The organism is Arthrobacter psychrochitiniphilus, assembly GCF_003185915.1.
Lineage (GTDB): Bacteria > Actinomycetota > Actinomycetes > Actinomycetales > Micrococcaceae > Specibacter > Specibacter psychrochitiniphilus.
In genome coordinates, this window is sequence record NZ_QHLZ01000007.1 from 128,027 (window position 1) to 141,934 (window position 13,908).

General features: G+C 61.1%; 10 protein-coding genes and 1 tRNA gene. 9 read left to right on the forward strand and 2 right to left on the reverse strand.

Annotated features, from left to right (window positions below):
* Window positions 1-74 precede the first annotated feature (74 nt).
* A complete protein-coding gene (locus tag CVS29_RS12260) occupies window positions 75-863 on the forward strand; it encodes a glycosyltransferase (protein ID WP_245932218.1) in 789 nt (262 codons plus the stop codon).
* Window positions 864-1,166: a glycosyltransferase gene (locus CVS29_RS18915; RefSeq protein ID WP_281268048.1), complete on the forward strand. Its 303-nt coding sequence runs from the start codon at window positions 864-866 to the stop codon at window positions 1,164-1,166.
* 13 nt (window positions 1,167-1,179) lie between these two features.
* Here the strand turns inward: CVS29_RS18915 and CVS29_RS12265 are convergent, their stop codons facing one another.
* Entirely contained in the window at window positions 1,180-2,559 is a 1,380-nt protein-coding gene (locus tag CVS29_RS12265) for a GH1 family beta-glucosidase (RefSeq protein ID WP_110106617.1), read from the reverse strand.
* Between the two features lie 251 nt (window positions 2,560-2,810).
* A tRNA-Arg gene (locus CVS29_RS12270) sits at window positions 2,811-2,883 on the reverse strand.
* A gap of 165 nt (window positions 2,884-3,048) precedes the next feature.
* On the opposite strand from CVS29_RS12270, the gene CVS29_RS12275 reads away from it, so the two are divergent.
* From CVS29_RS12275 to rho, 7 genes are all read left to right on the forward strand, one after another.
* Complete coding sequence (locus tag CVS29_RS12275; protein WP_110106618.1) at window positions 3,049-4,350, forward strand: MFS transporter; 1,302 nt, start codon at window positions 3,049-3,051, stop codon at window positions 4,348-4,350.
* A 161-nt stretch (window positions 4,351-4,511) separates the two neighbouring features.
* On the forward strand, window positions 4,512-6,164 hold the full coding sequence (argS, locus tag CVS29_RS12280; protein WP_110106619.1) for an arginine--tRNA ligase: 1,653 nt from the start codon (window positions 4,512-4,514) through the stop codon (window positions 6,162-6,164).
* Between the two features lie 3 nt (window positions 6,165-6,167).
* Window positions 6,168-7,637, forward strand: a complete 1,470-nt coding sequence (gene lysA / locus CVS29_RS12285; protein WP_110106620.1) for a diaminopimelate decarboxylase — start codon at window positions 6,168-6,170, stop codon at window positions 7,635-7,637.
* 36 nt (window positions 7,638-7,673) lie between these two features.
* Window positions 7,674-9,035 carry a homoserine dehydrogenase gene (locus CVS29_RS12290; RefSeq protein ID WP_110106729.1) on the forward strand — a complete coding sequence of 454 codons (1,362 nt, stop codon included), beginning with the start codon at window positions 7,674-7,676 and terminating at the stop codon, window positions 9,033-9,035.
* The gene (thrC, locus tag CVS29_RS12295) at window positions 9,035-10,138 is read left to right on the forward strand and encodes a threonine synthase (RefSeq protein WP_110106621.1); all 1,104 of its coding nucleotides are present in this window, start codon (window positions 9,035-9,037) and stop codon (window positions 10,136-10,138) included. Before CVS29_RS12290 ends, thrC begins: the two co-directional genes overlap by 1 nt.
* A 68-nt stretch (window positions 10,139-10,206) precedes the next feature.
* Window positions 10,207-11,160 carry a homoserine kinase gene (gene thrB / locus CVS29_RS12300; RefSeq protein WP_245932220.1) on the forward strand — a complete coding sequence of 318 codons (954 nt, stop codon included), beginning with the start codon at window positions 10,207-10,209 and terminating at the stop codon, window positions 11,158-11,160.
* 339 nt (window positions 11,161-11,499) lie between these two features.
* Window positions 11,500-13,773 (forward strand): transcription termination factor Rho, encoded by a 2,274-nt coding sequence (rho, locus tag CVS29_RS12305; protein ID WP_245932221.1) that lies wholly within the window; start codon window positions 11,500-11,502, stop codon window positions 13,771-13,773.
* The last annotated feature ends 135 nt before the right edge of the window (window positions 13,774-13,908 follow it).

Sequence of the window (13,908 nt, forward strand, 5' to 3'; positions counted from 1 at the left end):
CCGGAACCTTCACGCTGCTCGTGGCCTGGGTGGACCAGCTGCTTATCCTCAGCCCCGCCCACCAAGGGAAACCCATGTCTGCCATTCTGATTTGCAGTACTCCTGTCCATGGCCACGTCACGCCGCTGCTTGCGGTGGCAGAACATCTTGTCTCCGCGGGACACCGCGTGCGTTTCCTGACAGGAGCCAAATACCGCTGTGCGGTCGAGGAAACGGGAGCCACTCATCTGGCCCTGCCCGCTGGGGCCGATTATGACGATAGCGACATGGATGTCGCCTTCCCCGGCCGAGTGGGTAAATCTGGTGTGGCAGGGATTCGCTGGGACATTAGCAACATCTTCTTCAAGCCGGCTAAGGAACAATTCCACGCACTGGAAGCGGCGCTTGCGCAGGAAATTACAGACGCGATCCTGACCGAAGGGATGTTTGTCGGAACAGGAGCACTGCTGGCGCGGCCACGAAACTTGCGTCCCGCCGTCGTGCATTTGGGAATTATCCCACTGGGGCTAGGTAGCGTAGACACGGCCCCCTATGGGCTTTGTCTGCTGCCCAAGCCAGGGCTGGCCGGCCGGGCCCGCAACGCGATGCTGGGATTCGCCACGAAGAAGCTGCTCTTCGGCTCGTTGCAAAAGGAACTGGACGCCATCCTGCTGTCCCTGACGGGGAAGAAATTCACCATATTCTTCATGGACGGTGCGGCGCAAGCGGATGCCATTGTGCAGGCACTAGCTGGCGAGGATGTCTTGGTGGTTGTCAGTACGGGCGGGCGTGATATTGCCACGTTTGAGGCGCCGCTGCCAGCGAACGTCCGCGTCGCCGCGTACCTGCCGCACGATTTGCTGCTGCCGCTCACCAGCGTGTAAGTGAGCAATGGTGGGTATGGTGGCGTGCACTTCGCACTCAAGCATGGGGTGCCGCTCGTGGTGGCCGGCACCACCGAGGACAAGCCCGAGGTCAACGCCCGCGTGGAATTCACCGGCGCCGGCATCAACCTGCGTAGCAACCAGCCCAAGCCCGACACCGTAGCGAAGGCCGTGCGCACGGTGCTGGCTGATCCTTCCTATGCCTTAGCGAGCGCTCGAATCAGCGCAGAAATTACTGCCGCGACCGGGTTCGCTGGCTTGGAGGACGTACTGCAGGGGCTCATCGGCGCGCACACCCCGTAGGCGCTCGCTGCTGTTACCCTTCGGTGCTCTTGCTGGCCTTGATCAGCGCCTGGTACCAGTAGTAGGAATCCTTCGGCGTGCGCTTTTGGGTTTCATAATCAATGTGGACCAGGCCAAAGCGTTGGGAGTAGCCCACGGCCCACTCGAAGTTGTCCATGAGTGACCAATGGAAATAACCGCGCACGTCCACGCCGGCATCCATGGCTGCCTTGAGCGCGCGCAGGTGGGAATCGGTGTAATCGATGCGGCGTTGGTCCGCCACACGTCCGGTGGCGTCCGGGTCGTCATTGATGGCGGCACCGTTTTCCGTGATGTAGATGGGCGGCAGGGCATCGCCGTAGCGTTCTTTAAAGTTCAGCAGCAGGTCGGTGAACGCCTCCGGGACCACGGGCCAGTCGAAGTCGGTGCGCGGGTAGCCTTCAATCTCCCGCAGGGAGAACGGCAGGGAGGAATCGAGCTCATGTCCGTCAATAAACGCCGCCTCGCCCGCAGTTGGCGCGCCAACCAGGGTGGGGTTGTAGGAGTTGATGCCGTACCAGTCGATGGGGGAGGAGATGATCTCCAGATCACCGTCGGGAATGGGCGGCAGATACGGTGCCAGTTCCTCGGGGTAGGAACCCTTGAGGATGGGGTCGGCAAAGATCCAGTTAGCAATGTTGTCATACAGCCCGGCCGCCTGGAGGTCCTCTTCAGCCTCGCTGGCGGGCCAGGTGAGTGCGTGGTTGTTCGCGATGCCAATGTTGGAGGCCCCTGCCGCACGTAGCGCCTGGACCCCAAGGCCGTGAGCCAGCAGCAGGTGGTGGGCTGCGGGTAGGGCGTCGAAACCGAGCGCCAGCCCGGGAGCTTGGATGCCGGCGCCGTAGCCGAGCATGGTCAGCACGACAGGTTCGTTGATGGTGATCCAGCGCGGAATACGGTCCGCAAAATGCTCGCCAACAATCTGCGCGTAGTCGGCAAATCGCTCCGCAGTGTCCCTGTTGAGCCAGCCGCCTGCCTGTTCCAGCTCCAGCGGAGTGTCCCAGTGGAACAAGGTGGGGCTGGGGGTGATGCCCGCCTCGAGCAGGCCTTCCACGAGTTTGTCGTAGAAGCCAAGTCCGGCAGCGTTCACCGCACCTTGGCCACCGGGCTGGATGCGCGACCACGAGAAGCTGAAGCGGTAGGCGTCCACGCCCAGTTCCTTCATGAGCGCGATGTCTTCGGGGTAGCGGTGGTAGTGGTCGCAGGCAACCTCGCCGGTATCGCCATTGATGACGCGGCCAGGCTGGGCCACGAAAGCGTCCCAGCTTGAGGGGCCGCGGCCGTCATCGTTGACGGCACCTTCAATTTGGTAGGAAGCGGTGGAAACCCCCCACGTAAAGTCACGCGGGAAGGTGGGGAAGGCGGGCTTGTCCATGGAGACCTCTCATTGGTGGCTTGGCCTGAGCCTTTCGAATGCCCGCAGGGAAGTCAAGGTTTTGCAGCTATGAGCGCGTATGAGACGGACCGGTTGCGTAGCTGGAACGTAGGCGATTCGCTGCAGGCCAGTGTGGAGGGGGAGCCGTGAACCTGCGAGCCCGATAAGGCATGAATCTGGGCAGCAGGAGAAAACAAAAAATGGTGTCCGGCTTAGCGACTAAATTCGCTAAGCCGGACACCATTGCAATGTGCCCTCGGAGGGATTCGAACCCCCGACCTACGGTACCGGAAACCGTCGCTCTATCCCCTGAGCTACGAAGGCGCGGCAACCGTGGCTGCCGAAGGGAACGAGAAAGAGCTTAGCAGGTACAGGGGGCTCGATGTAAAACCGGGCCCTTGGGGGGGTGGTGATTATTACCAGAATCACAGCGGCCGTGGCAGTAGGTGGTGCGGAACCAGCGGGTAACGTTGGGGCAATGGTGACCACATGAGTGTGAAAAAGCAGCAAAAACTATGGCTTTTTGCGGCGGGCATAATCCTTACGGCGTTGACCCTGCGAGGGGCTGTGACGGTGGTGCCTCCGCTGATCTCAACAATCAACGAGGATTTGCCTCTCAGCGCAGCCACTATTGGCATTTTGGGTATGCTCCCCACGGCTGCTTTTGGCCTCTTTGGCTTCCTGACGCCGTATGTGATCCGCCTGGCATCACTGGAAAAGCTCATTGTGGCCGCCATTTTACTGGGCATCATTGGCCAGCTGGTGCGCGTCATGGTGCCAACCACCCCGCTATTCTTAGTGTTCTCCGTGGTGGCTTTTGGTGGGCTCGGTGCCGGAAATGTGCTGCTGCCACCGCTGGTAAAGAAGCACTTCCCTACGAAGATCGGTCTCATGACGGCCGTCTACGTCACGGCGATTTCCATTGGCACAGCCCTTCCCGCACAGCTCGCCGTGCCCGTGGCGGATGCCACTAATTGGCAGTTTTCCCTATCTTCCTGGGTAGCTCTGAGTACGGTGGCACTGATTCCGTGGTTCGTGGCACTCTTTTCGCCAAAAACTGTGGCGGGATCTGCTGGCGTGGACACAGTGGCCGGGGAACCGGCCGGAGGGGTGCGTGGAGAAACCGGGGCCACCACCAGTGCTGACGCGCTAATAATCCATTCTTCAGCCGTTGCCACGGCGCCACCGCCGAAAATGAACCTGTGGCGTTCTCCCACAGCCTGGGGGTTGACGTTCATGTTTGGTTGCACCTCACTGAATACGTACGCACTCTTTGCCTGGTTGCCGGAAATTCTTACCGAGGCAGGATTGGACCGGGCCCATGCCGGATCCATGTTGGCGCTGTTTGGCGCGCTGGGCCTGCCCCTGAGTTTGGGCATTCCTTTGATTGCGGCGAAACTTCGGAATCCCTTTCCTGCCGTAGTGGTCATGCTGGGCTGTTTTGTTGCCGGCTACTTGGGCTTGTTGCTCTCACCGGCTGATGGCACCTGGCTGTGGGTTTCCTTGACCGGGCTTGGCCCCGGTACGTTCCCGCTGGCCCTATTGTTGATCAACCACCGCACCCGCACTCAGGTGGGTGCTGGTGCGTTGTCAGGATTTGGTCAAGGCATGGGCTACACGCTGGCGTGCACGGGCCCGTTGTTCTTTGGGTTGCTGCGCCAATGGACGGGTTCCTGGACGGCCCCGTTCATGTTCTTGTTTGCCACGTTGTTGTTACTGGGTGCCGGGGCCTGGGTCATTTGCCGCCCGCGGATGCTCGAAGACGATTTCGCACCGCGCCTGGCCAGCTGATTTCGCCGTTCTCTCCCTTATGCGGAGCGGCAAGAGGTAGTTCTTAAGATCGGAGTACGGTTCACCGGCCTCCGATCTTAACAACTACCTCCTAGTCCGCCGTGAAGAACCATATGGACCGGATTGGGGGAGGACCCGGCCGGAACCGTACACTAAGAGGCGTGACTCCTGAAGAACTTTCTGCCGCCATTGCCACCTGCCTCAAAGATGCCGTCGACGCCGGTGACCTCACCGTTCCCGTCGAGGCGCTGCCCACGGAAGTCCGTGTGGAGCGGCCCAAGAGCCGCGAGCACGGGGACTGGGCCACCAACATTGCGCTCCAGCTGGCCAAGCCGGCCGGTGTACCGCCACGCAAAATTGCTGAAGTGCTGCAAAACCGCCTGAGCGAAATCCCCGGAGTGTCGAAGGTGGACATTGCCGGCCCCGGTTTCTTGAACATCACCGTTGACGCCGCTGCAGCCGGTGAACTGGCCAAGGCCATTGTTGAAGCGGGTGAAAGCTACGGTACCAACACGGCCATGGCGGGCACCAAGATCAACTTGGAGTTCGTCTCCGCCAACCCCACAGGACCCATTCACTTGGGCGGGACCCGCTGGGCCGCCGTGGGCGATTCCCTGGCCCGTGTGTTCCAGTCCCAGGGTGCAGATGTCACCCGTGAGTACTACTTCAATGACCACGGCAACCAGATTGATAAGTATGCCCGCTCACTGCTGGCCAGCGCCAAGGGCGAGCCCGCACCGGAAGACGGTTACGGCGGAGCGTACATTGAGGACATCGCCAACGAGGTGATGGCCAACAACCCCGCCATCCTGGAATCAGAGGATCCGCAGGAAGAGTTCCGCGCCCAGGGCGTGGAGCTCATGTTCGCAGCCATCCGCAAGTCTTTGCACGAGTTCGGTGTGGACTTTGATGTCTACTTCCACGAGAACTCGCTGTTTGAGGACGGCGCAGTAGATAAGCTCCTGGAACAGCTCAAGGGCTCCGGCAACATGTACCTCAAGGACGGCGCCTGGTGGCTGAACTCCACCGATTACGGCGACGATAAGGACCGCGTTGTCATCAAATCTGATGGCAACGCCGCCTACATTGCCGGTGACATTGCCTACTTCAAGAACAAGCGTGACCGCGGCTTTGACCTGTGCATTTACATGCTCGGTGCCGATCACCACGGATATGTGGCCCGGCTCAAGGCCGCAGCTGCAGCCATGGGCGATGACGCTGACCGCGTTGAGGTGCTCATTGGCCAGATGGTGAACCTGGTCCAGGACGGCAAGCCCGTACGCATGTCCAAGCGTGCTGGCACGGTTGTCACCATGGAAGACCTCGTAGAGGTTGTTGGCACCGACGCCGCCCGCTACCAGCTGGCCCGCTTCTCCTCGGACTCCAACATTGACATCGATCTGGATGTGCTGACCAAGAAGTCCAACGAGAACCCCGTGTTCTACGTCCAGTACGCCCATGCACGCACCTGTGCCGTGGCCCGCAACGCAGCAGCAGCCAAGGTTGAGCGCACCGTCTTCGACGCGAGCCTGCTGCGCCACGTCACCGAATCAGAACTCCTGGCGGTCCTGGGCCAGTACCCGGGCGTGCTCGCATCCGCCGCCGGGTTCCGCGAACCGCACCGGGTGGCACGCCACCTGGAAGTCATCGCTGGCGCCTACCACCGCTGGTACGACGCCTGCCGCGTCACGCCCATGGGCGAGGGCGCCGTCACTGACACCAACCGCACCCGCCTCTGGCTCAACGACGCCGTGGGCCAGGTCCTCGCCAACGGCCTTTCCCTGCTGGGCGTAAGCGCTCCGGAACGGATGTAAGTAATGACTGACACAACACAGGAAATTGCCGGCGCGCAGCTGGCCCCCGAATGGCTGCCCGCCGCCGGGGACCTCAATGAGATGGTGCCTGCAATGTGGGCGCACGACGTCGAACGCGGCCCAAGCGGCGAAGTCACCATTAGCGGCATTGCGGTCAGCGAACTGAAGGCACAGTTTGGCACGCCGCTCTTTGTCATGAGCGAGGACGATTTTCGCGCCCGCGCCCGCACCTTCAAGGATGCCTTCGACGAAGCATTCAAGGACATTTGCGGCGGCGTTGACGTCTACTACGCCGGCAAGGCCTTCCTCTCCACCGAAGTAGCACGCTGGGTGGACTCCGAAGGGCTACGCCTTGACACCTGCTCCGGTGGAGAACTGGCTGTGGCCCAGCGCGCCGGACTGACAGGGGAGAAGCTGGGGCTGCACGGCAACAACAAGTCCGCAGCAGAGATCAACCGCGCCCTGGATATGAAGCTGGGACGGATTGTGGTGGACAGTGTGCATGAGCTGGCACGTGTGGCGGACATCGCCGCCGCCCGCGGAGAAAAGGCCAACGTCATGCTGCGCCTGACCCCGGGCGTCCACGCACACACCCACGAATCCATCGCCACGGCGCACGAGGACCAGAAGTTCGGCCTCTCGATGGTCTCCACGGTGGACGGGGTCTCCGCAAACGGCCATGTCCTCAGCGCCGCGGAGTCAGCTGCAAAGCTTGCCGTGGACTCGGAGAGCATTAACTTCCTAGGCTTCCACGGCCATATCGGCTCGCAGATCTTTGAAGCTGAAGGCTTCGAAATTGCGGCCCGCAAGTTACTGGCCTTCACCCACAAGATCCAGGAAAAGTACTCCATCACACTGCCCGAACTGGACCTGGGCGGCGGCTACGGCATTGCCTACACCGCGGTGGATACCCCGCGCCCGGCTGCCGAGGTCGCCGCGGCAATGGCCGCCGTCGTCCGGGGTACCTGCGCAGAACTGGGGATGGCAGCGCCAAAGATTTCCATTGAGCCAGGACGGGCAATCGTTGGCTCCACCACCTTCACCCTCTACGAGACCGGCACGCTGAAAACCGTGCAGGTTGAGGTGGATGGCGGGGAAGATGTGACGGCCCCGCGCCGTTATGTGTCGGTGGATGGCGGCATGAGCGATAACGCCCGGCCAGTGCTGTATGAGGCCGATTATTCGGCGGTTCTGGCCAGCCGCTCCTCTCACGAGGCTCCCGCATTGTCCCGAGTAGTGGGCAAACATTGCGAGAGTGGTGACATTGTTGTTAGAGATGTATATCTGCCCAATGACGTGGCGGCCGGGGATTTGCTTGCAGTCCCCGGAACGGGCGCGTATTGCTGGGCACTTGCCAGCAATTACAACTACGTGCCCAGACCGCCCGTGGTGGCCGTGAAGAACGGTGCCGCACGCTTGATAGTGCGCGGCGAAACAGAAGACGATTTGCTGGCACGCGATTTAGGGGCCTAGAGACCTTTGACAGAGCGCAACACCGTGGACACTTCCGTGTCCGCAAACACTAAAACCTTGAAAGTGGCGCTGCTTGGCGCCGGAAATGTGGGCTCGCAGGTTGCCCGTATTCTGCTTACGGATGCATCCGCACTGGCCGCCCGCACTGGGGCCCGGCTGGAGCTAGTGGGCATTGCCGTGCGTAACGTTGATGCTCCGCGTGAGGTTGAAATTCCCCGTGAGCTGTTCACCACGGACGCCTCAGCGCTCATCCGCAAGGCGGACATTGTGATTGAGCTGATGGGTGGGCTGGAGCCGGCGCGCACGCTGATCCTCGAAGCAATCGAGCATGGCGCCACCGTGGTCACCGGCAACAAGGCGCTGCTGGCCGTTGACGGACCCACCCTGTACGAGAAGGCCGACGCCGCCGGTGTCCAGCTTTCCTACGAGGCCGCCGTGGCTGGTGCTATCCCGATCCTGCGCCCCATCACGGATTCGCTGGCAGGGGATAAGATCACCCGTGTCATGGGCATTGTCAATGGCACCACAAACTTCATTCTCGATGCCATGGATTCCACGGGCGCAGAATTTGCTGACGCTTTGGCCGAGGCTACCCGCCTGGGCTACGCAGAAGCAGACCCTACTGCCGATGTTGAAGGTCACGATGCCGCCGCCAAGGGTGCCATCCTGGCCTCGCTCGCCTTCCATACGCGTTTCGCGTTGGAGGATGTGCACTGCGAGGGCATCACCGGTGTGAGCGCGGGGGACATTGCCGCGGCCAAGGAAGCCGGCTATGTCATCAAGCTGCTGGCGATCGCCGAGAAAATTTCCGTCCCTACAGGTGGTCAAAATAATGACGATGGCGGCACCTTCACTACGGGTGTGAGCGTGCGGGTCCACCCCACCCTGATTCCGCGTGAGCACCCCCTGGGTGCGGTTCGCGGCGCCTACAACGCTGTGTTTGTCGAGGCCGAATCCGCCGGAGAGCTGATGTTCTACGGCCGTGGTGCCGGCGGTTCCCCCACGGCCTCGGCTGTCATGGGTGATGTTGTCTCAGCAGCGCGGCGCCTAGTATTGGGCGGACCGGGACGCAGTGACTCCACCATTGAGGTGCTGCCGGTGTTGGGCATAGATGCAGTGAAAACCCGGTACTACATCGGTATGGACGCGGCGGATCAGCCCGGAGTCCTATCAAAGATTTCTGCCTTGTTTGCGGAGAACGGGGTCTCCATTGAGACCATGCGCCAAACGGTGCACCGTGAGCGCGACGCCAGTGAGAACGGCAGCGCCGCATCGGCGGAGCTGCGCATTGTCACACACCGCGCCAGCGAAGCCGCCTTGGCGGCAACTGTTGAGGCCATCAATGGCCTTGACATCATTAATTCAGTTACGAGTGTCTTGAGGGTGGAGGGAGTCTAATGGCTCACCAGTGGCGCGGAGTAGTCCGCGAATATGCAGAACGCCTGCCGGTAACGGCAGAAACTAAGATCATCACCCTGGGTGAAGGCGGCACACCCCTGGTGTACGCGCAGCACCTCTCAGCCTTGACGGGTTCCAATGTGTACCTGAAGGTGGAGGGCATGAACCCCACCGGTTCCTTCAAGGACCGGGGCATGACCATGGCCATGACAGCTGCCGTTGCAGCCGGAGCCAAGGCAGTTGTCTGCGCCTCCACGGGCAACACCTCGGCATCGGCTGCAGCCTATGCCAAGGCTGCCGGATTGACCTGTGCGGTGCTAGTGCCTGAAGGCAAGATCTCCATGGGCAAGCTCAGCCAGGCCGTAGCCCACGGTGCCACCATTTTGCAGGTTGACGGAAACTTTGACAACTGCCTGGACGTGGCCCGCAAGCTTGCAGATTCCTACCCGGTGTTCCTGGTCAACTCGGTCAACCCTGCCCGTATTGAGGGTCAGAAGACTGGTGCCTTCGAGGTTGTTGACGCCTTGGGCGACGCCCCGGATTACCATGTACTGCCCGTAGGCAACGCAGGAAACATCAGCGCTTACTGGCGCGGCTACAAGGAATACTGCGCGCCCTACGAGTCAGCAGAAAATGGCACCCTGCCGGCAGTGTCCACGCACACCCCCATCATGTGGGGCTTCCAGGCAGCCGGGGCAGCCCCGTTTGTGGCAGGCCACCCCATCACCGAGCCGGACACCATTGCCACGGCCATCCGCATTGGCAACCCGGCGTCCTGGGACATGGCAATTGCCGCCCGTGACGAATCCGGGGGAGTCATCGAAGCTGTCACAGATGAAGAGATCCTTGCCGCCCACCGCTGGCTCTCCGCCAAGGAAGGCGTCTTTGTGGAGCCCGGCTCCGCAGCCGGTGTTGCTGGTCTGATCAAGAAGCATGCGGCGGGGGATGTACCAACCGGTAAAACCTTTGTCATCACCGTTACCGGCCACGGCCTGAAGGATCCTGACTGGGCCCTGAAGAACGCTGACGGCAGTTCCGCCGCACCCAAATCCGTGCCCTTTGACGTGGTAACAGTTGCCGGCGCACTGGGACTGACGGACTAGCCGCAATCATGACAGGGTCCACCATGACACCCCCGCTTTCAAAAAACCCGCTTTCAAAAAACCCGCTTTTGAAAACCCCGCTTTCGAAAACCACCGTCACGGTGCGCGTTCCAGGCACCAGCGCCAACCTTGGCCCCGGCTTTGATTCGTTGGGTTTGGCAGTTTCGCTCTATGACACCTTGAACATCACCACAAGTGATGTTCCGGGACTGGAATTTGAGCTCAGCGGGGAAGGGGAACAAGTTCTCCCTCGGGATGAGAGCCACCTCGTGGTGAAGACCCTTGACATTGCCTGGTCACGCCTTGGGTACAGCCGTGTGGGAGTACGGGTCAGTGCACACAACGTGCTCCCGCACGGCCGTGGCCTGGGCTCCTCGGCTTCGGCAATTGTGGCTGCCATCATGGCCGCCAACGCGCTGGTGGCCCCGGAAGATCAGCAGGACAAGGCGTGGGTTCTCCAGCTCGCCTCAGAGTTGGAAGGCCACCCGGATAACGTAGCACCGGCCATCTTCGGTGCCGTTGCGCTTTCATGGCAGGACGGTGAGGGATACTTCAGCGCCAGGGCCACCCCGTTGGAAGCGGTGGTTCCCGTGGTGGCCATCCCGGATGTGGAGCTCAAAACCGAACGGGCTCGCGGAATGCTTCCTGCCAGCGTCCCGCACGCTGATGCTGCAGCGAACTCCGGGCGGGCGGCGCTGCTTATGCACGCGCTGACCACCGAGCCTTCATTGCTGCTGGCCGGTACCCGCGATTATTTGCACCAGGATTACCGGGCGGAGGCCATGCCAGCTAGTGCCGCGCTCGTCGCTAGTCTGCGGGCCGCAGGCTACGCCGCTTTCATTTCCGGAGCCGGCCCCACCGTCATGGTGCTGGCCAACGGCTCCGAGCAGGCGCACGCCGCAGTCCAAAGCATCATCGAAGCTGGTGCTGTGGCATCAAATGCCAGCCAAGGCGGCGTGTCGTGGCGTGTAGAGCGGCTACAGGTAGACCTCGAAGGTGCTAAAGTGGAAGTGCATCCTTAGCCCACAAACACTTTCCCTGCAATGGCTGTTAGCCAGCTGATGCGGAATTGAACAATGTTTGTTTGGCTGGCGATGCCACTCTTGCGGCCTGCACGTTCTTGAGCGGTGCCCGTTGGAACAATCCATGGCAGCCGCCCGATTGATCTTAAGAATCGCTCCCATTTGAGAAAAGATTCAAAGAGTGAACTACACCATTCCCTGATAGATCCGGTATTTCGGGCACGGGAATGGAACCTCAGAAATTTCCCAATGCAAGCCAGTGCGGCAGCAGCGGGGAGTCTGACACTAATCATCGCGGCCCCAATCATTGGGCCCGCCATCGAGGGGGAAGGATCCTTCGTGACCGAAACTGTAACTTCAGCCGCCGCTCCCAAGGCCGCTGAATCAAACACCACCGCAGCACCTGCCAAGTCCACCGGCCTGGCCGGTCTAAAGCTTGCCCAGCTGCAGGTTCTGGCTGGACAGCTGGGCATCACAGGTGGTTCCCGGATGCGCAAGGGCGATCTTGTTGAAGCCATTTCAGCGCATCAGCGAGGTTCCTCCGTTGCAGACCGTCCTGCCACTGTCAAGGCTGGCACCGCCGCCAAGTCCGGCGTTGAGAACGGCTCCACCGAGAATGCGCCTGCCGCGCAACGTTCCAACACCCGTCGCGGTGCTGGCGCAAAAACTGCCACCGACGGCGCAAGCGAGACTTCCGTAGCCAGTGCACCCGCCGCTAATGCTGCCAGCAACGGCGCCACCGAGACCAGCACCGAAGCAACGGAGCGCCCGGTCCGCGGCCGTGGCCGTAGCCGCCGTGCTGCCAGCAGCGATGGCATCATCACCACTGACACGGGCACCATCTCCAGCGTTGTCACAGTGGAGAGCGCCGCTGCCGAATCCTCCACACAGACTGCCCAGGAAGCGCCCGCCACGGACGCAGGGGAGTCCGAAGGTGATAACCGCCGCTCATCCCGCACCCGCAACCGCCGTGCACAAGGTGGTGGCCGCCAGCATGAAGCCAGCTCTGAAGGCGCCGCTACAAGTGAGAACGCAACAGTTGAAGCCCCGGAAGCCTCCGAGGCAGACGCGGCTGGCGGCGAGAGCTCAGAGAACGGCGACCGCAATGGTCGCAACCAGCGCAACAGCAACCAGCGCAACCAGCGCAGTGGCAACGAGCGGACCAGCAATGACCGCGGCAACGGTGCCAACAGCGCCCCTGAAGATGAAGACGGAACACGGAACAACCGCAACCGCCGCAACCGCCGCGAGCGCAACTCCAATGAGTCCAGCGACCGCAGCAACAGTAATAACAGCAACAGCAACAGCAACAGCAACAGCAACAACAACAACAGCAGCGGACGCAATGATCGCAACGATCGCAATGATCGTTTCCGCGACCGTAACGAACGCCGCCGTGGCCGCACCCAGGGTCCGGACTTTGATGACACGGAACTGACAGAAGACGATGTTCTCCTGCCCGTAGCTGGCATCTTGGACATCTTGGAGAACTACGCCTTTGTGCGCACCTCCGGATACTTGCCCGGTTCCAATGACGTCTACGTCTCCTTGTCGCAGGTCAAGAAGTACAACCTGCGCAAGGGTGACGCCGTGGTAGGTGCCATCCGCGCACCCCGCGAAGGCGAAGACCGCAGCAATGCCCAGAGCGCCCGCCAGAAGTTCAACGCCTTGGTGCGCGTCACCAGTGTGAATGGCAAGAACCCGGATGATCTGAAGAACCGTGTTGAGTTCGCCAAGCTTGTACCGCTGTACCCCTCGGAGCGCTTGCGTCTGGAAACTGATCCCAAGGTTATTGGCACCCGTGTCATCGACCTGGTTGCCCCCATTGGTAAGGGCCAGCGTGGCTTGATTGTTTCCCCGCCCAAGGCTGGCAAGACCTTGATCCTGCAGGCCATTGCTAACGCCATCACCATTAACAACCCTGAGGTTCACCTCATGATGGTTCTCGTTGATGAGCGTCCTGAAGAAGTCACCGACATGCAGCGCACCGTCAAGGGTGAGGTCATTGCCTCAACCTTTGACCGTCCCGCCGATGACCACACACAGGTTGCAGAGCTTTCCATTGAACGCGCCAAGCGTCTTGTGGAAATGGGTATGGACGTAGTTGTCCTGTTGGACTCCATGACCCGATTGGGCCGTGCCTACAACAACTCCGCACCCTCCTCCGGACGTATTCTCTCCGGTGGTGTGGACTCCGCAGCCCTGTACCCGCCCAAGCGCTTCTTCGGAGCTGCCCGCAACATTGAAAACGGCGGCTCACTGACCATCCTGGCAACGGCACTGGTGGAAACCGGTTCCAAGGCTGACGAGGTCATCTTCGAGGAGTTCAAGGGCACTGGCAACATGGAACTTCGCCTGTCCCGCCAGCTGGCTGACAAGCGCATTTTCCCGGCCGTTGATGTCAACGCATCGGGTACCCGCCGCGAAGAAAACCTGTTGTCCCCCGAGGAAGTCAAGATCATGTGGCGCCTGCGCCGCGTGCTCTCCGGTCTGGAAATGCAGCAGTCCCTTGAACTGCTGACCTCCAAGATTCGTGAGACAGGCTCTAATGTTGAGTTCCTCATGCAGATCCAGAAGACAACACTGGGCTCCAAGGCTGAACACGACAAGTAGCTAAGCTAACTAAACCGCCTCTATTGTGAAGGGGCCCTGCACACTTCCCGGACGCCCGGAAGCGTGCACCCGGGGCCCCTTCACAACGACGGCGGTTTCGTGCGTTAAACAACCAACGTGTTTCGCTCTGACAAG